At 53.6% G+C, this 18,243-nt stretch carries 14 protein-coding genes and 1 tRNA gene; 3 read left to right on the top strand and 12 right to left on the bottom strand.

Annotated features, from left to right (window positions below):
- Positions 1–52 precede the first annotated feature (52 nt).
- From DK507_RS08065 to DK507_RS08040, 6 genes are all read right to left on the bottom strand, one after another.
- Complete coding sequence (locus DK507_RS08065; protein ID WP_109355859.1) at positions 53–490, bottom strand: hypothetical protein; 438 nt, start codon at positions 488–490, stop codon at positions 53–55.
- A 141-nt stretch (positions 491–631) separates the two neighbouring features.
- Positions 632–967, bottom strand: coding sequence for a VOC family protein (locus DK507_RS08060; RefSeq protein ID WP_109355858.1), 336 nt, complete (start codon positions 965–967; stop codon positions 632–634).
- A 132-nt stretch (positions 968–1,099) separates the two neighbouring features.
- Positions 1,100–1,624, bottom strand: a complete 525-nt coding sequence (locus DK507_RS08055; protein WP_109355857.1) for a GNAT family N-acetyltransferase — start codon at positions 1,622–1,624, stop codon at positions 1,100–1,102.
- Positions 1,625–1,634: 10 nt separating this feature from the next.
- The gene (gene gltB / locus DK507_RS08050; protein WP_109355856.1) at positions 1,635–6,161 is read right to left on the bottom strand and encodes a glutamate synthase large subunit; all 4,527 of its coding nucleotides are present in this window, start codon (positions 6,159–6,161) and stop codon (positions 1,635–1,637) included.
- Between the two features lie 48 nt (positions 6,162–6,209).
- The gene (locus DK507_RS08045; RefSeq protein WP_109355855.1) at positions 6,210–7,097 is read right to left on the bottom strand and encodes a DUF2059 domain-containing protein; all 888 of its coding nucleotides are present in this window, start codon (positions 7,095–7,097) and stop codon (positions 6,210–6,212) included.
- Positions 7,098–7,134: 37 nt separating this feature from the next.
- Positions 7,135–8,562 (bottom strand): NAD(P)-dependent oxidoreductase, encoded by a 1,428-nt coding sequence (locus tag DK507_RS08040; protein ID WP_109356225.1) that lies wholly within the window; start codon positions 8,560–8,562, stop codon positions 7,135–7,137.
- Positions 8,563–8,862: 300 nt separating this feature from the next.
- Here DK507_RS08040 and DK507_RS08035 point away from each other — a divergent pair, with 300 nt between their 5' ends.
- The gene (locus DK507_RS08035) at positions 8,863–9,657 is read left to right on the top strand and encodes an undecaprenyl-diphosphate phosphatase (RefSeq protein ID WP_109355854.1); all 795 of its coding nucleotides are present in this window, start codon (positions 8,863–8,865) and stop codon (positions 9,655–9,657) included.
- 10 nt (positions 9,658–9,667) lie between these two features.
- Here DK507_RS08035 and DK507_RS08030 read toward each other — a convergent pair whose 3' ends face one another.
- Complete coding sequence (locus DK507_RS08030; RefSeq protein WP_109356224.1) at positions 9,668–10,615, bottom strand: complex I NDUFA9 subunit family protein; 948 nt, start codon at positions 10,613–10,615, stop codon at positions 9,668–9,670.
- A 232-nt stretch (positions 10,616–10,847) separates the two neighbouring features.
- Here DK507_RS08030 and DK507_RS08025 point away from each other — a divergent pair.
- Together DK507_RS08025 and DK507_RS08020 are read left to right on the top strand one after the other, a co-directional pair.
- Positions 10,848–10,934, top strand: a tRNA-Leu gene (locus DK507_RS08025).
- A 158-nt stretch (positions 10,935–11,092) separates the two neighbouring features.
- On the top strand, positions 11,093–12,328 hold the full coding sequence (locus tag DK507_RS08020) for an integrase arm-type DNA-binding domain-containing protein (protein ID WP_109355853.1): 1,236 nt from the start codon (positions 11,093–11,095) through the stop codon (positions 12,326–12,328).
- An 851-nt stretch (positions 12,329–13,179) separates the two neighbouring features.
- On the opposite strand, the gene DK507_RS08015 is transcribed toward DK507_RS08020, so the two are convergent.
- The 5 genes from DK507_RS08015 to DK507_RS07995 all read right to left on the bottom strand — a co-directional run bounded on the left by DK507_RS08015 (position 13,180) and on the right by DK507_RS07995 (position 18,231).
- The gene (locus DK507_RS08015; protein WP_254054302.1) at positions 13,180–14,403 is read right to left on the bottom strand and encodes a PQQ-dependent sugar dehydrogenase; all 1,224 of its coding nucleotides are present in this window, start codon (positions 14,401–14,403) and stop codon (positions 13,180–13,182) included.
- Positions 14,404–14,723: 320 nt separating this feature from the next.
- Positions 14,724–15,146: a hypothetical protein gene (locus DK507_RS08010; RefSeq protein ID WP_109355852.1), complete on the bottom strand. Its 423-nt coding sequence runs from the start codon at positions 15,144–15,146 to the stop codon at positions 14,724–14,726.
- 17 nt (positions 15,147–15,163) lie between these two features.
- Complete coding sequence (locus tag DK507_RS08005; protein WP_109355851.1) at positions 15,164–15,913, bottom strand: outer membrane protein; 750 nt, start codon at positions 15,911–15,913, stop codon at positions 15,164–15,166.
- 686 nt (positions 15,914–16,599) lie between these two features.
- On the bottom strand, positions 16,600–16,821 hold the full coding sequence (locus tag DK507_RS08000; RefSeq protein ID WP_162558963.1) for a hypothetical protein: 222 nt from the start codon (positions 16,819–16,821) through the stop codon (positions 16,600–16,602).
- A 237-nt stretch (positions 16,822–17,058) separates the two neighbouring features.
- On the bottom strand, positions 17,059–18,231 hold the full coding sequence (locus DK507_RS07995; RefSeq protein ID WP_162558962.1) for an ATP-binding protein: 1,173 nt from the start codon (positions 18,229–18,231) through the stop codon (positions 17,059–17,061).
- Between the last annotated feature and the right edge of the window lie 12 nt (positions 18,232–18,243).

Here is an 18,243-nt window from a genome sequence, read left to right as displayed (position 1 = left end):
GCGAAACTGCGAATAGAGGGTCAGGCGTTACAAAACGACCTGCAAGACAAGCCTATTCCAGCGCATCCATACGCTGTTTCATCTTCTCACCCATGGCTTTGAGCTGTGGAAGCAAAGCTCCAAATTCGGTTGCCATAATGCCCATCATAGCGGTGCCTTTGCGCATTGTGTCTTCCATATCGGCGTTGAAATCAGGATTGTCGCGCGCGGCCAGCTCGCCCAATGTGGCATCGGGATCAATATCGGAAAATGTCTCGCCACCATCCAAGTCTTCGGGGACAGCTTTTTCCATCGCGGCCGCGAATTGACCAATGGGCAAGTCCATCATTGCCGCCATAAAGCCGGACATCATCGACACCATGCCATCCTGAAATTCCGGATCGTTGAGTTTTTCGATCATTTCGGATTCAGCGCCTTCATCCTGCGCCGCAGCGGGAACAGAAAGGCTCAGCGACACGGCCAATAAAGGGAGAGAGAAAAGTGATCGCATAGCTGAGCCTCCTAAACAGTCATCGTTGTTCGCCAACGACACTTGGCGTCTAGCAACTCACATCTGAGTCAAAGCTGAACCTGCGCAGAGTCATTCAGCAAGGATCGTAAATTACCGTAAAACAGGCACGGAAAGCCGAAATCAGGCGACCTGATAAATGGCCAGGCGATTGCCCGAAGGATCAAGGCATTCAAAGCGGCGACCGCCGGGATAGGCGAAAATCTCTTTGACGATTGCGCCGCCGGACGCTTTCACCTTCGCTAGCGCGGCTTCCAGATCATCACTTTCAAAGGTCGGCATGGGTGCGGGCGGTTCTTCTCCCGTCGCGAGCCCGATCTGTACTGGCCCGCCTTCGACAGCGGCATATTCCGGGCCGTAGTCGGTAAAGGCAAAGCCAAAGGCTTTTTTATAGAAGGCCTTGCTGGCACCGAGGTCAGTCGCTTTCATTTCCATGTAATTGGGCGTGATTTTGGACATCGCATAGGTTCCTCTTGATGACGGATCAGGCTGATTCATGGCACTATGTCGCACCGGCCTGCCATCTATCGAGCATAGCAGGAAATGAGATCAAAACAAGAACATACAGCGTGAAAAATGTTGTGTTTTACGCTAGTCAAATTTGGGGTGGTTGCTACGCCGTTCAAAAGACAAAACGTCTCGCCATTGGCCGGCCAACGGCCCAAAAGTCATTTTCCCAATCCGTTCCCGGCGACCCAGGGACTGAAAACCTGCCTTTTGGTGCAGCTTTATGCTGGCTTCATTCTCGGGAAAAATCCCTGCTGTAAGAGTCCAGATGCCTTCCTCTTCAGATCTCGTGATGATCGCCTGTAGAAGCTTGAGGCCAATTCCCAAACCTGTAAATTTTGTGCCTACATAAACGCTTTCTTCGGCAACCCCTGCATAGACGCATCGCGAAGATGTTGGACTAAGTGCGGCCCATCCGGCGAGCTCGGCATCCACAAAAGCGCCGAGGCGCGGTGTTTGCAGATGGCTGTGGTCCCAATCATCCCAACTAGGCGCATGCTCCTGAAACGTCGCGTGGCCGGTATCCATGCCCTGCTGATAAATATCAAGAATGGCGTCAGCATCGGCCGCCGTGAGGGTTTGGACAACAATATTTGCTGTCGTCGTCATTGCGACCGGTTCACTCCGCCGCCTCAATCGCTTCGCCATCCGACAGTGGATGTTCGATCCGCTCGACCATTTCTTTCGGACAAACCTGCCAGAAGCGTTCCCGCCAGCGGTCCCAGTCGCGCAAGATGGTCTCCGACCAATTGCTGTCTGTGGTCCGGTGATGCGCTTCGATCAGGGATTTGAGATGCTCTTCCCAATAGTCGCTGTCCAGCCGTTGCCAGATGATGCTCTCGGGATTGGCATGCTTTTCGAAATCCCGGTCGAGATCGAGGATAAACGCCATGCCACCAGTCATGCCAGCGCCGAAATTATTGCCAACTGCGCCAAGGATCACAGCGTTGCCACCGGTCATATATTCACAGCCATTGGCACCGCAGCCTTCGACGACGACATCAGCCCCACTATTGCGCACAGCGAAGCGTTCGCCAGCCTGCCCGGCGGCAAAAAGCTGACCGGATGTTGCACCGTACAGCACGGTGTTGCCGATAATCGTATTGTCCTTTGAATCCAGCGGTGAGCTGACCATCGGGCGAACGACAATCTTGCCGCCGGACAGACCCTTGCCGACATAGTCATTGGCATCACCAAAGACTTCCAGAGTGATACCCTGACACAGGAACGCACCCAGCGATTGCCCGGCACTGCCACGCAGCCGCACATGGACATGGTCCTCGTTCAGCGCAGTCATACCGTATTTGGCAGTCACCTCAGCCGAGAAACGCGTACCGACTGCGCGGTGGGTATTGCGCACCGTATAGGTTAGCTGCATTTTCTCGCGGCGTTCAAAGACCGGCTGCGCATCGGCAATCATCTGCGCATCGAGACTGTCGGGCACTTCATTGCGATGGGTGGGCAGGTTGAACGTACGCTCGGTATCCGGAGCGTCCACCTTGGCGAGGATCGGGTTCAGGTCGAGATCATCAAGATGCTCGGCCCCGCGGCTAACTTGCCGCAGCAATTCCGTGCGCCCGATAATTTCATCGAGCGACCGGAAGCCCAGCCGTGCCAATATCTCGCGCACTTCTTCGGCCATATAGGTCATCAGATTGATCACCTTCTCTGGCGTACCCGTGAATCTTTCGCGCAGCTTTTCATCCTGCACACAGACTCCGACGGGACAGGTGTTGCTGTGGCATTGCCGCACCATGATACAGCCCATGGCGACAAGGCTCAGCGTACCTAGGCCAAATTCTTCGGCACCCAGTATGGCGGCGATAACAATATCACGTCCGGTTTTCAGACCGCCATCGGTGCGCAATTTCACGCGGTGCCGCAGACCGTTAAGTGTAAGCACCTGATTGGCTTCGGTGAGGCCCATTTCCCAGGGCGTTCCAGCAAATTTGATCGACGTTTGCGGTGATGCACCCGTTCCGCCAGTATTGCCCGAAATCAGGATCACATCGGCATGCGCTTTGGCAACGCCTGCCGCGATCGTGCCGATACCGGCTGCGGAGACGAGCTTCACGCAAACGCGCGCTTTCGGGTTGATCTGCTTGAGATCATAAATCAGCTGCGCGAGATCCTCGATTGAATAGATATCATGATGCGGCGGCGGGCTGATCAGCGTGACACCCGGCGTCGAATGACGCAGCTTGGCGATAAATTCCGTAACCTTGAAGCCGGGCAACTGGCCGCCTTCACCTGGCTTCGCGCCTTGGGCAACCTTGATCTCGACCTCTTCACAGGCACCAAGATATTCTGCTGTTACGCCAAAACGGCCGGAGGCAACCTGCTTGATCGGACTCGATGCATTGTCGCCATTTTCAAACGGCTTGTAGCGGCGTTTCTCTTCCCCGCCTTCACCGGAAACCGATTTCGCACCAATGCGGTTCATGGCAATCGCCAGCGTTTCATGCGCTTCCGGGCTTAGTGCGCCCAAGGACATACCTGGCGTGTTAAAGCGTTTGCGAATTTCGGTAATCGCCTCAACCTCGTCGATCGGAATGGGCTCTGGCGCGTAGTTGAATTCCATCAGGTCGCGCAGATAAATCGGCTCCAGTTCTTTCACGCCCTGTGAAAACTGCAGGTAGGAGGAATAGCTGTCATGAGCGACGGCGCTCTGCAGCAAGTGCATCAGATGCGCGCCATAGGCATGTGGTTCACCGCCATCGCGCTGCTTGTAAAAGCCGCCAACGGGCAAGCGCACGACCGCCGCTTCAAACGCAGCTTCATGTTTTTCCTGCGCATTGATGAACAGCGACGCATAGCCTTCACCGGAAATCTTCGTCGGCATGCCCGGGAACAGATCGTTACACAAAGCGCGGGACAGTCCCACGGACTCAAAATTATAACCACCGCGATAGCTGGAGATAACGGCAATACCCATTTTGGACATGATCTTCAGCAAGCCTTCGTCGACCGCTTTCTTGTGGCGCCCAATGCACTCGTCAAGGGTGAGGCCGTCGAACAGGCCGCGCGCATGGCGGTCGGCAATCGCGGCTTCGGAGAGATAAGCATTCACGGTCGTCGCGCCGACGCCGATCAGTACCGCATAGCAATGGGTGTCGAGACATTCGGCGGCTCTTACGTTGACCGAGGCGTATGCGCGCAGTCCTTTGCGCACGAGATGCGTGTGGACCGCCGCGGTCGCGATGACCATGGAAATGGCCATATTGTCTTCATCAATATTTTCATCTGTCAGGAAAATCTCGGTCTTACCCTGACGCACCGCTTGCTCGGCCTCATCGCGGATCCGGGCCAGCGCGTCGCGCATGGTGATCGCGCCGCCTCTGGTCGACATGGTGCAGTCTATAACGGCGACGGCATCGCCGAAGCTACTCTTCAGTCGCTCCCAAGCCGCGCAGCTCAGGACCGGACTGTCAAGCACCAGCACATTCTCATTCTGGCTATCTTTTTCCAATATATTGGCAAGATTGGAAAAGCGCGTGCGCAGGCTCATCACATGGCGTTCGCGCAAACTGTCAATCGGCGGGTTGGTGACCTGCGAAAAATTCTGGCGGAAAAAATGGCTGACCTGACGCGGTTTCAGGCTGATAACCGCAAGCGGTGTATCATCGCCCATGGAGCCGATAGCTTCCTTGGCATCCTCGACCATTGGCGCAAGGATTACTTCCATATCTTCCAGCGTATGACCGGCTGCGGTCTGGCGGCGGATCAGCTCTTCCTTGGAGAAATTCATACCCGCATCAGTTGGTGCAGGCGGCAGATCATCCATGGTGCGGAAGCCTTTGACCCGTTCTGCATAAGGCTCTTCGGATGCAATCTGGTCCTTAATTTCCTTGTCGGTGAAAACAACGCCCTCATCCAGATCGACCGCGATCATTTGACCGGGGCCAAGACGGCCCTTATCGACAATCTGGCTTTCGGGCACGACAACCATGCCGGTTTCCGATCCGATGATCAGCAAATTGTCAGAAGTCTTGCTGTACCGCAGTGGCCGCAGTGCATTGCGGTCTACGCCGGCCACAGCCCAGCGGCCATCGGTCATCGCCAGTGCGGCAGGACCATCCCATGGTTCCATAACACTCGCCATATATTCATACATGGCCTTGTGTGCTGGATCGATATCGGCTTCATTCTGCCAGGCTTCCGGGACCAGCATCAGCTTGGCCGTCGGCGCATCGCGGCCTGAGCGACAGATGGTCTCAAACACCGCGTCGAGGGCAGCGGTATCGGATGCACCCGCCGGGATAACCGGTTTGATATCTTCCGAGTGATCACCAAAGGCGAGACTCGCCATTTTGATCTCGTGGCTTTTCATCCAGTTCTTGTTGCCGCGGATCGTATTGACCTCGCCATTATGGGCCAGCGTCCGAAACGGCTGAGCCAGCCACCATTGCGGGAAAGTGTTGGTCGAATAGCGTTGATGGAAAATCGCGACGCGGCTTTCAAACCGCTCGTCTGTCAGATCAGGATAAAATACCGACAGGGACTCCGCGAGGAACAGGCCCTTATAGATGATCGAGCGGCAGGACAGGCTGCAGATATAGAAGTCATGAATCTGGGCCGCGACAACTTTCTTCTCGATCCGGCGACGGATGAGGTAAAGATTTTTCTCAAACTCCGCCGCGCTTTGCCGGTCGGGCAGCGGCCCGGCAATCATGATTTGCTCAATTTCCGGCCGGGTATTTTGCGCCTTCACACCAATGACTGACACATCTACTGGCACCTGTCGCCAGCCGTAAATTTTATACCCCGCTTCGATGATTTCCGCTTCCACAATCGTCCGGCAGGTTTCTTGCGCGCTGAGATCCGTGCGCGGCAAAAATATCATACCGACAGCTAGCCGGTTAGGCATGACCTTATGACCGCTATCGGCAATCGCATCGTCGAAGAAACGTGCGGGCAAATCGACATGCAACCCGGCTCCATCACCCGTCATGCCATCTGCATCAACCGCGCCGCGATGCCACACGGCTTTCAGTGCATCGATAGCCGACGACACCACCCGCCGTGAGGCCTTGCCATCGGTGGCGGCAACCAGACCGACACCGCAGGCATCGGATTCAAATTCAGGTCGGTACATGCCGGTTTCGGCAAGGCGCTTATGTTCGGGCGTTGGATAGTGGTGTGTCATATCAATTTCATTTCAGTAGGTAAGAGCATCGATTTTGCGTGCTGCTGTCTATTTGCCGTTCGCCATTTTTGCTTTGGCGTTCTTCTGCGCTTTTTCGAGCGCTTCATAATATTTCTCAAACGCGGTGTCGGAATCGACGCTCAGTTTGTTGACGAGCTCTCGGTCTTCCGCTGACCAGTTGTCGGGGTCTTCCCAATCTGTCGTATCATCTGAATTTTCAACCTCGTCCATGATTTCCTCAACCGATGCAAAGGGATCATTGCCAGGTATTTTAACGGGCGGTAGATGGGCAGTAGCCTCTTCGACCTTTTTCATTATCTCTGGCATGGCCTGCATCATTTCCGGGACCATGTTCATCATCGATTGCATCATTTCCGGATCGACAAAGACCATCATATAGTCGCGTGCGAAGGCACTGCCGGTATCGGTCGCGAAAAAGCTGTTCATCTCGGTTAGTTGGCCAACCGTGAATTTGCGCGCATAAATATTGGTCAGTGCTTCGCGAACGGCTGGTTCCATCCCGATCATCAGGTTGACCATCTCGTCCATAATCACCTTGGTCGAAATTTTGGTCCGCTCTGCGTAATGCGGGTCCATTTCGGTCGCCATTTCGGCTAGTGTCTTCTCGCCCATACCTTCAGGCATGTCGCCCCTGGCCACGCCGCCTGCACCAGCCAGGTCACCCATGCGCATGTTGCCCATGCTCATCATCATCTGGTCCATCATCTGGTCCATCGTGCCCTTCATCATCCGCTCATAGGTGCCGAGCGGGAACAGATAATCGACCGTGCTTTTGGCGGCAGAGAGACGTGCCGGGTCGATCGCCGCCGTCTCGGTTGCGGCAGTCTTTGTGGTGTCATCGGTTTCTTGTGCTGCGGCTGGATTGCTGACAGCGAGGGCGATGGAACTCACAGTAATTGCGATGAACTTTTTCATGTATAACTCCGAAATAGGTGCCCAGATATGGGGGTATTCAGGCGGCCTGCTTTTCCGCCCGAGCTTTTTCGCGCAAGAATTTGTGCATATGCTCGGTCACATCGCGACCGTCACGGATGCCCCATACCACAAGGCTGGCTCCGCGAACAATATCACCAGCGGCGAAAACACCATCGAGATTGGTCATCATGCTCTTGTGATCGACCCGCAACGTGCCCCAGCGGGTAACGCTGAGGTCGGGGCAGTCGAACAGGCTGGGCAGCTCTTCGGCATCAAAACCCAAAGCCTTGATGACCAGATCTGCCTCCAACTTAAACTCGCTATCGGGCTGCACCTCTGGTGCGCGCCGGCCACTGGCATCAGGTGCGCCGAGACGCATCTTGGTGGCCTTCACCGCTGTGACGTGATCTGTACCCTCGACTGCTTTGGGGGCAGAGAGCCAAACAAAATCCACGCCCTCTTCCTCGGCATTTTTCACTTCATTCTGCGACCCTGGCATATTGGCACGATCACGGCGATAGAGGCATTTTACTGATTTCGCCCCCTGACGCACCGAGGTCCGCACGCAATCCATCGCGGTATCGCCGCCACCGATGACGACCACATTCTTGCCTTCGGCATTGAAACGGCCATTGTCGAAATCGGGCACATCATCGCCAAAGCTTTTACGGTTTGAGGCGGTCAGAAAATCCAATGCCTCTTCGACACCAGGTGCGCCCACGCCGGGCATTTTGATTTCGCGTGCCTTGTAGACGCCCGTCGCGATCAAGATCGCATCATGTTTAGTGCGCAGTTCATCCAATGTTGCATCTTTGCCAACTTCAAAATTCTCGTGAAAGTTGATGCCGCCATCTTTAAGACGCTGAATGCGCCGCATGATGACGTCTTTCTCAAGCTTGAAGCCAGGAATGCCGTAAGTCAGCAAACCACCGGCGCGATCATGGCGATCATAGATGTGAACGTCATAGCCAGCGACGCGCAGATATTCCCCGGCGGTCAGGCCAGCGGGACCGGCGCCGATAATGCCGACGGACTGGCCGCGCGATTTACCCGCAACCAGCGGTTCAACCCAGCCTTCTTCCCAGGCGGTATCAGTGATATATTTTTCTACCGCGCCGATGGTCACTGCGCCATGACCGGAAAATTCAATGACGCAATTGCCTTCACACAGACGATCCTGCGGACAGATGCGCCCGCAAATCTCCGGCATGGTCGAAGTCAGATTCGACATTTCATAGGCTTCACGGACTCTGCCCTCGGCGGTCAGACGCAACCAGTCCGGGATATGGTTATGCAACGGGCAATAGGTCGAGCAATAAGGCACGCCGCATTGCGAACAGCGCGCGGCCTGTTCCGCCGCCTTTTCGGGGGCATAACGGTCGGCAATTTCATGAAAATCCTCGGCGCGCAGCGTTGGCTCGCGCTTTTCCGGATAGTTTTGCCCAGTGTTGACAAATTTCAACATGTCTAATTTTTTCGTGCCTTTTGGCATGCAGATCGCTCGTTTCTTGTATTTTTCGATTAGGGTGACCTTGCCCTCCTGAGCGGGCGTTGGGCTCGCGATAGGCGAAACCATAGGCAGAGTCACGCAAAAACAACAAAATAGGACAGCTATTCTAACCTATATAACGTATTTCAGCGATTCTCTGGCTTAGGTCACAGCTATCCGCGCAATAAAAGTATCGAAACGGACCTAAATTCATCGACGACAAAATCGAATGTCGCTTCTATATGTTGATTTCCTTCACTTGTCCCGGGCCCCATCATGACATTTATTCAAATGCTGCTCCTCGCCGTTGTGCAAGGCGTAACCGAATTTTTGCCAATTTCCTCATCCGGTCACCTTATATTGCTTCCGGTTTTCACCGGCTATGCCGATCAGGGGCCGATGATAGACATTGCTGTGCATGTTGGGTCTTTGCTTGCGATCATCACTTATTTTTTCAAAGACGTGCTTTCTCTCGGCAAGGGCGGCTTGGCAACCATTGGTATTGGCAAGGCAGATGCCGAGCGCCGGCTGCTGTGGTGGATTATAATCGGCACTATTCCTGCTGTCATAGTGGGTTTGTTCCTGAAAACCGGCGGCTATCTGGAGGGGTTCCGCAGCACGACATTGGTGGGAATTAACTTGATTGTCTATGGCGTCCTTCTTGGCGTGGCCGACCGCGTTGGGCAGCAAGTGAAATCGTTTGAGGACATGACCTTGAAAGACGGACTGATTGTCGGCCTGGCGCAGGCTCTGGCGCTAATTCCCGGCACAAGCCGGTCGGGTGTCACGATGACCGCTGCCCGTTTTCTGGGCTATAGTCGTGTGGAGTCAGCCCGTTTTTCTTTCCTGTTGTCTATTCCCGCCGTTGCTGGCGCAGGGATTTTGATCGTGCCTGATCTCATGGATGCCAGTGGCGATCTGCTCAAAGAGGCATTGATCACCGGCGCGCTGACCTTCGTGGCCGCGTTTGCCACGATGACGTTCCTGATGCAGTTCCTGCGCAAGGCGTCGATGATGGTATTTGTGATCTACCGCGTAGCCATGGGCGCAGCGTTGCTGATCTGGTTTTAGCGCGGATGGCCTAACTGGCCTTAGCGCGCGCTCCAAAGCGGCCATAAGTCGTATATTTGTCCATCCAGCCCCGGGCAACGGTGGCAAGCGGTGTAGGGGTTACGTCAAAGGCTTCCAGTCCAGCTTGCCCATCAGCAACAACATTGTCCCTCTGCAGCATCTTATACTGATCGGACGTAATTGGTGCGCCGGGAAGAAAGCCGGTGCAAGTCGCCATCAGTTTCGCTGCAAAATCCGGAATCTCAAAAAAGCCGCGATCCCGCTTGGTCATCTTGGCGATCCGCCGATTGAGGTCTCCCATTGAGATAATTTCCGGCCCTCCCAGTTCAAAAGTCCGCCCTGCATAGCGGGCTGGTTTTTCCAGTGCCGCAGCCACGGCCTGCGCAACGTCCCCGACAAAAACCGGTTGGAACTTGGTGCCACCGCCGACTATCGGCACGATAGGCATCATCTGGATCATCGCAGCAAAGCGATTGATAAACTGATCTTCGCGGCCAAATACTATGGACGGGCGCATTATTACAGCGCTCGGAAATGCCTCCAGCACGGCGGCTTCGGCGTCGCCTTTGCTCTTCCCATAGCGGGATGGCGATTCGCTATCGGCACCGATGGCGGACATTTGAATCAACGCGCTGCACCCGGCTTCAGCCGCTGCCTCGGCTACATTGCGCGCGCCGGTTACGTGCACCGTTTCAAAATCGCCATCCAAAATGCCAACCAGATTGATAACCGCGTTACAACCATGAACCGCCCGTTTTACGCTGTCTTTCTTGGTCACATCGGCGCTGGCAAATTGGGTCTGGCCCAAATTACCAAGCGGTTTGATATGCATGGCATTCTTGACATTGCGTTCGGCCACTCGTACCCGGGCGCCGCGCGACAATAGCTGCTGCGATATATAGCGACCCAAAAAACCGCCACCGCCAAAAATGCAAACCAATTGTCCGTCAAGCGTCATAGTGTAATATCCATTTCTTTCGCGCAATGATGCCATTGTCTTCCCGCGCGCTTTTGCATGACCGGCGCGTGCACGCAATATCCGAATCCATATTATTGCTGCCGTTATATAGCATATTTCCCACGCTAGAGCTCTGTCAGACATAAGATCGCCATTATCGACAGATGAATCATTGACAATATCGCCCTCGTGGCGCTAATCGCCCGCTCCTGCACCGACAACATGTCGGTTGGCCCAGATGGCGGAATTGGTAGACGCGCTAGCTTCAGGTGCTAGTATTCGCAAGGATGTGGAGGTTCGAGTCCTCTTCTGGGCACCATTCCTTCTTCCGGACATATCCACAAACGTCCGTGAAAGTCCAGTAAATCAGCCATTTATAGCGAATAATTCGTCCATAGCGATCCAGCAAAATTCGTTGCAATTGACGGTACATTACAGTACATTTGACGGTATATTTTCCGCCAGATGAGGTGTCATATGTTGACCGACATGGCTGTCAGGAAAGCAGCAGCGAGAGAAAAGCCCTATAAAATGTCAGATGGCGGCGGCCTGTATCTGCTCGTCACAAAGGCTGGTCAGCGGTATTGGCGCATGGACTATCGCTTTGCCGGAAAGCGAAGTACCATCGCGCTGGGTGTCTATCCTGCTGTCTCGCTCGCCGAAGTGCGATTGAAGAGGCAAGAGATCAAACAACAGATAGCAGAAGGCTTTGACCCCGCTGCCAAACGAAAGATTGACAAGATCACCGGCCCACTCGCGAGCGCCAACACATTTGCGGCTGTGGCGGAAGAATGGCTGGAGAAGGTTGAGCGTGAAGGACGGGCTGAGGTTACGCTACGCAAACTGCGCTGGCTTCTGAATTTTGCGCATCCGATAATTGGTCTTCGCAAGATCAGCGATATCAAGGCCCCGGAATTGCTCGCTGTGCTGCGTACGGTTGAAAAGCGCGGACATTATGAAACTGCAAGGCGATTGCGCAGCACCTGCGGCCAGGTGTTCCGCTATGCCATCGCCACGGGAAGAGCTGACCGTGATGTATCTGCGGACCTTCGCGGTGCCATTACCGTCCCCAAGGTAACGCACAGGGCTGCAATTATCGATCCAAAGGAGGCAGGAGTATTGCTGCGAGCGATCGATGCCTATTCGGGCTATCCGATCACTCATTCGGCTTTGCGTATGGCTCCGCATGTTTTCGTGCGTCCTGGCGAACTGCGACAGGCCGAATGGAACGAGTTTGATTTTGATAAATCGATCTGGACCATTCCTGCGGAGAAGACCAAAATGCGCAAGCCGCACCGTGTCCCGTTAACGCGCCAGGTTTTGGCGATTGTCGAAGATCTACGAGAAGTTAGTGGTTTTGGGCGTTTTCTCTTTCCGGCCCAGGGGAAGCGAGATCGCCCGATGTGTGAGAATACCATCAACCTTGCGCTGCGCCGCATGGGTTTTGACGGCAAAACCATGACAGCGCACGGATTTCGCGCAATGGCCAGCACGCTGTTGAATGAGCAAGGCAGGTGGAATCCTGATGCCATTGAAAGGCAATTGGGGCATGCTGAAAGAGACGATGTGCGCCGAGCCTATGCACGCGGCAAACATTGGGACGAGCGTATTGAAATGATGCGAAGCTGGTCGGATTATCTGGACCAATTGCGATCGGGAGCAAAGATCCTGCACGGGCATTTTAGAAAGCCGCGATCTGCTTTGGTCAAATGACGTCTTCTGGCTTCTCTTAGAGGACCATACTAAGATCGACGTGCTTTTGGATTGTGGCTGTCCGCTAAATCCACTGGTTGAAATCGCGACCCTTTCTGGCCCCTATGCTCTGTTTTGTTGAATGTCAGCTTTCAGGCGATTCCGACCAGTCAAGCGTCGGCGAGTGACTGAAAGTGGCGAGGGAAGCTGCCGTTCGATTGAGTCGATTGCAACGGCAGGAATTGGGCCGATAGCGGTCAGTCGGCTTTGACGATAGACTTAGCATTAACAGTCTGAACGCTGACGACCCAAGGTGGGTGTTCCAGAGATGTTTCGCGGAACTTCGTAACAGTCTTAGGATGAAATCTGCCAGCGGGATCGTTAAGCAGACTTCGCCTTTGAGGAGTTCTAATGACGAGTTGGTCTAAGGCCATCAAAAGATGATACCATGGATCCTATTCTTCGAAACCAGAAGTCAACAGTCGGCTACCGATGCCAATCTCAGTCGTTGAGGCTTGTCTCAAACTGGACTGTGTGTGGACGGCGCTCCTCTGGCAAGGTTTTTTGGTGCTGAGCTCTCTTCTGGTTGGGCGGCCACGTATTCGGCCTTTTATTGCCGCCTTGTCATGCGCCGCTAGCCATGATGCCTTTCGCGCGAAGAGGTCCCAACCTATAGCACGCGATCGAAGCGCCACGGCCGAAAACGGGTTTTTCCGATCCGGCAGTTTCAACCTGCTTGGTGCATCAACTCCTCTTTACCCTTTCCAACATCGACGACGCAGAAGAAGCACGCCTATCCCCTAAGCAGTAGCCGGTAGTAGTCGATACCGCTTACCATTCGTCATCAACGCGCCTTTCGGTAACTGTGCAGGTTAACCTGGTGTCAACTTGAGTAATCGCCCATTGTCACCATCTTCGATCACATAAACATGTCCGTCGGGTCCCTGAGCAATGTCGCGCAGGCGATAGTCGAAAGCGAACCGCTTCGTTTCAGTCGCTGTATCACCGCTGAGTTTGACCTGGATGATGGCCTTGGACTTCAAGCCGGCAATCAGCGCATCTCCGCGCCAGGGATTGAAGGCAGTGCCCGTGTAGAAAATGAAATCGCCTGGGGCGATTGCCGGGGTCCAGCTCAATGTCGGAGCCTTGAGGTCAGAGCGCGAACTGTGTGAGGGTATTGGGCGGCCGTCATAATGCTCGCCCTCTGAAACAATCGGCCAGCCGTAATTGGCGCCGGATTCGATCCGGTTGAATTCGTCGCCCCCTCTCGGCCCGTGCTCTGCAGCCCACAAGCTGCCATTTGGCGCGAATTGCAGACCGAGGATATTGCGATGCCCGAAGGACCATATCTGGTTGGCGGGACCACCGCGATTGGCAAATGGGTTTCCTGTAGCCGGACTCCCATCAAGATTCAGACGCACAATGGTGCCGAGAGTGTTACCATTGTCTTGCGCCGGGGTCTGTTTCTGACGGTCGCCGCTACTTACGAACAGATATTTTCCATCCGGTGAGATAGCAATCTTGTGAGAATAATGACCGTCTCCGTCCACTTTGGGTTCTTGTCGCCAGATGACGGTGAGCGCTTCAATCTGGCAGGTCGTGGTTGGGTCGCAAATCAGAGTTCCTCGCCCGACTGCCGCGCCACGCGTGTCGCCGCTGCCAGCCTCAGCCCAGCTCAGATAGATCGTACGGCGGCCCAGCGAGCTCGCCGCCTCTGAGGGAAGAAAGGCGATATCACCCAGTCCACCTTGTCCACGGAAATCGACATCGGGTAACCCCGACACATTTCCAATTTGACCGTTCCTGATGTCGACGAACTTCATCGTGCCAGCCCTTTCACTGATGAAAGCGAACGAGGTGCCGGGGGCAAACGAGACGGCCCATGGGTTGGCGAAGGTTCCGATTGGGTCCTTTTGCAGAGCGAGGGGGACGTTGGGCTTCGGAGGTGTTGGTGCCGGTGTTGGTGTCGGACTGGGCGCAGGCGATTGGGTGGGCGGCAGAGTCACGCCGCCTGTCTGAGCACTCCCGTCGCTTCCAGAAGAACCACCGCCACACCCGGCTAAGCCAATGGCCAGAAACGAAGGGAGAGCGATCAATTGAAATTTCTTGGAAAACATCATCTTTCGACACCTCAATTTTGGGTCTGGTTGCAGACAGTTTGACCGACCAGTGACCGCTGGAACTCAAATCGTTACTTCCGGTCGAGATTGGATCGAGATTGTGCGGAGGATTTGTGGAGCCCCATATGCTCAACAATAGATGCATTCTCGTGATCAGGAGATTCGTAGTCTCGCTAGAACACAGCGATCATCTCGCAGTTAGCTCAGCTTAGGTTTTGGAGTAATCTAACCGTCTGCGAAACGACTATAATAGAGTGTCTTTACATCATAACAGCGACGCATGAAATAAGCTGAGATCAAAAACATAAATCGTAAACAACTTTGGCGAAAACAACCAAACCGAACCAAAGTGTCAAAGAGATGCCTCCGATTATCAATATACTGGTCCGCCTGCTAAACTTTTCCTGTGAACTGCGATTGGTCGACGATTGGTTTTTTGGCGTTTTAGCCTGATGCCTCTCTTCTGAATCCCGATTATCTTTCGCATCTAGGTGGAAATGGACAAACCAGAAAACATTACCATTTTGCGCGAAAACGGGTGTCGGAACGACGAGATTTGAAACGATATTTGAAAGGACAAAAAACCCCATACAAATTATCTTTACAAAATTCATTCCAAGCTCAACCAACGAAACGCTGGTCAACAAAGGATTAGAAGGCTTGGTAACTTGAAAAGGATCATCGCGCGCAACACCCCCAACGGAGGAAAGGAGCGTCACGCGCGATGCATTCTGCCTTAGAAGCTCACAGTTGCACCAACAGAAAACTTGTTCTGTTTAAAGTCCTTGCTAAAGTTGGTGCGGTTAAACTCACCACGAATTCTGAAATTTTCAGACACGGCAAATTCTAAACCACCGCCATAGGTAAATCCCTTTTCAGTCACTTTACCCGTGGTCGTGACGGTTTTGCCCGCCTTGGTGACACCACGTATTTGCTTGGTCTTCAGCCAGCGATAGCCACCACGGCCGTATATCAAAAAATTAGGCGATGGCAGGAAACCGATTCGCGCTGTCGCATCAGCGGTTAAGCCCGGATCTAGCCGATATTCGCCTGCAGCCAGCGCAATATCCTTCTTTTTGGTTTTCTTCTTCTTGCTGCCAGACGTCTTGGTCTTTTGCTTTTTCGGCGTCTTTTTCTTTTTGCCGTTGGCATCAAGTGTGAACGCGCCTGCCGACGTGCCGATACCAGCCTCGACACCGATCAGAAAACTGTCACCCAGCAAGACGTCATAACCGGCAAAAAGCCGGCCGCCAAAACCCTGATCATCGGGCAATTTGGCGCGATCCTTTTTCTTACCTGTCTTTTTTGCCGCCGTGGTTGGCGGCTTTTTGACAGGCGGTGTCGGTTTGCGCGCTTGATTAGAATCGAGAGAGCCTTCCAACCCCACGAATGGCCCGTTAAACGCCGACGTTTCGCTGCTTTGTGCAGCTGCCACAGAGGGGACAGCAAAGATGCAGGCTGCCGTCAATATTGTGAACGACTTCATATTTATATCCTTCTTGATTAATTCCGTCACAGTCCGGAAACCGCCGGCTGTTGAAGTTTCTTTTCACTGTTTACGTGGAGCGTCGGTCGACAAACTGTAGAGGAATTATGGAGACGCCAATCAATGCTGTTGGTTTTGGTAATTCAATGCTCGCGGCAGCTTCACTTATCCTACCTTGCCCCTTGTGCTCATCGATCGGTCCCTACTGATCCAACCGATTGAGCAACTAACATTTGCTCATGCTGAAGAAGTAAATCCTGCCTTTGAAATTTCCCGAGAAAAGGTCATGCAGAAAAATCTGACTACTGTCCTGAGAGGCGGTATATCGCGCTGCTAAAAAGAGGTTCTGGATAAAAACGGTATTTCGTACTTCACCGGTTCAGTGAAGACCGCCTGCGAACCTAGGTAAAATAATATCGTCAGGGTTTGATGGCGCGAAGCAAATGGTCGAAACGGGCTAAAAAGGTTTTGCTAGCTGTTGATTTTTAGGTTGCGCTGGCGGGCCTTGCGGATACCGACCTAACTTCTTACGTGACCCGCCCGGACAAAATTCTCGCTCATCGCTAAAAACTGGGACTGTTTGACTAAAACTACCTCTTGTTTAACGACCATTTGTAAAATCTGATTTGAATCGGATGTCAAAGTTCAAATGAATATGAGGGTTGGCACCTGCGCCAAAGCTGAATTTATCCGTAATTCGCCAACTCATGAAAAGTTAAAAACCCGTCATCATTGAAATCCATGTCGAGAAAGTCCCTGCGCGGCAGACCGCAGTCTAGTGCTTCGCCTTCGCTGATGACTTCGTCGCCGGAATAATCGCATTGTTCAATTGTTCGCCATGCGTAATTCTCGTCCGGCAGCGTCGCACAGCTAGCCAGAACTATCGAATATGCCAGCGGAAGTATCATGAGGCGGAGCATCTTGTTTGATTCCTTTCCTGTTACAGCAGGCCTTCGTCGCATCAGACGCTCGAAGCCAGTTGGCATTGCGCGCCATTATGGGTCTTGGAGTAAGGCGCGCAATGCCTTTCTGCTCAGATACGCAACAATACTCCGACAGAAATTTTGCTATGCGTAGTCGGCCTCGACCGACAAAAAGTCCCTGCACTGGTAATATGGAGCCTTCATCGGTATTTTGTGGAGAAATCATGGAGAAACAGATTTCGGAAGATACATTTCAAATACTGTTCCTCCCAGACTGTGATTTCTTAACTTCGCCCGCCCACCATGGGCCTCAACGATGGCACGAACGACGGCCAGGCCGAGTCCAGAACCACCGGTGTGCCTTGCTCGCGATTGTTCTGCTCGCCAGAACCGATCGAATGCGCATTCAGTCTGATCATGTGGCAGTCCCGGACCATAGTCGACAATTTCAAGCACCGATTCATCAACATCATCGCGAGTCCTGATTTCCAGAATGCCGCTATTGGCTGCATAACGTTGGCTGTTGGACAAGACCGCACTCACGACCTGCCTGATCCGACTACTATCGGCTATAAGAGTAGAGGGTTGCAGCTCGAGACAGGGCCGCAACCCTCTAGCCTCGAGATCCGGTGCCACCGTAACCAGGACATGCCCAACCTCTTCTGCAAGATCCACCGGCTTGAGATCCAGCTTCATCTGATTGGAGTTAATGAGACTCAAGGTTTGCAGATCATCGACAATCCGGCTCAGTCCTTCAACCTGCCGGATCAGTCCTGTAACTTCTTTTGAACCCGGCGAGAAAATACCATCGGATATCCCGTACAATCGCCCTCGCAATATGGTGAGCGGTGTTCGAAGTTCATGCGCTATAGCAGCTGTTCCATCAGCCAACTCCCGTTCAGCACGTTGCAATGATGCCGCCATGCAATTGAAGTCTCTGGCCAGTTTGACTTCTTCTTGTGACGCCAGAAACAAAGGTCGCGCCCGGGCCGACAGATCGCCCGCTGCGACGGACTGCGCCGCGCGGGCCACATTGATATATCCATGCCCCAATCGCCCGAGAAGTGCGTAGCTGAGGGCGAATGTCACTGCTGACCCGGTCAGAACGCAAATCAATATCCACAGGTTTACCTGTGTATCGGGGCTATTTTCGCTCTCTCTTAAAGCTTTGGATTCTACAATCAGCGCGGCGATATCATCGCGCTCAGGGATTTTGTCGCTGTTAAACGCATGATAAGCGCGCGCGGCGGATGGGGATAACTCATCAAGGATTTGGCGTTCTACAAAGGGTTGAACAAACTCGACCGCTCCTATGATCAGAGCCGCGTTTACGAGCAGGCAGACAGCGAGCACCGACGCCAGTTGTTGCGATAGTGGCCAATGTTTTGACCACAAAGGGCGATGATG

The sequence above is a fragment of the Sphingorhabdus sp. EL138 genome (genome assembly GCF_900258045.1).
Taxonomy (GTDB): Bacteria; Pseudomonadota; Alphaproteobacteria; order Sphingomonadales; family Sphingomonadaceae; genus Parasphingorhabdus.
Note: the sequence above shows the minus strand (reverse complement) of the source record. Positions and strands in the feature narration are given on the sequence as shown.

Bases quoted from the DNA above. Each gene is read 5' to 3' on its own strand.
- DK507_RS08065 (WP_109355859.1), bottom strand. From the start codon at position 490: ATGCGATCACTTTTCTCTCTCCCTTTATTGGCCGTGTCGCTGAGCCTT.
- DK507_RS08060 (WP_109355858.1), bottom strand. From the start codon at position 967: ATGTCCAAAATCACGCCCAATTACATGGAAATGAAAGCGACTGACCTC.
- DK507_RS08055 (WP_109355857.1), bottom strand. From the start codon at position 1,624: ATGACGACGACAGCAAATATTGTTGTCCAAACCCTCACGGCGGCCGAT.
- gltB (WP_109355856.1), bottom strand. From the start codon at position 6,161: ATGACACACCACTATCCAACGCCCGAACATAAGCGCCTTGCCGAAACC.
- DK507_RS08045 (WP_109355855.1), bottom strand. From the start codon at position 7,097: ATGAAAAAGTTCATCGCAATTACTGTGAGTTCCATCGCCCTCGCTGTC.
- DK507_RS08040 (WP_109356225.1), bottom strand. From the start codon at position 8,562: ATGTTGAAATTTGTCAACACTGGGCAAAACTATCCGGAAAAGCGCGAG.
- DK507_RS08035 (WP_109355854.1), top strand. From the start codon at position 8,863: ATGACATTTATTCAAATGCTGCTCCTCGCCGTTGTGCAAGGCGTAACC.
- DK507_RS08030 (WP_109356224.1), bottom strand. From the start codon at position 10,615: ATGACGCTTGACGGACAATTGGTTTGCATTTTTGGCGGTGGCGGTTTT.
- DK507_RS08020 (WP_109355853.1), top strand. From the start codon at position 11,093: ATGTTGACCGACATGGCTGTCAGGAAAGCAGCAGCGAGAGAAAAGCCC.
- DK507_RS08005 (WP_109355851.1), bottom strand. From the start codon at position 15,913: ATGAAGTCGTTCACAATATTGACGGCAGCCTGCATCTTTGCTGTCCCC.
- DK507_RS08000 (WP_162558963.1), bottom strand. From the start codon at position 16,821: ATGATACTTCCGCTGGCATATTCGATAGTTCTGGCTAGCTGTGCGACG.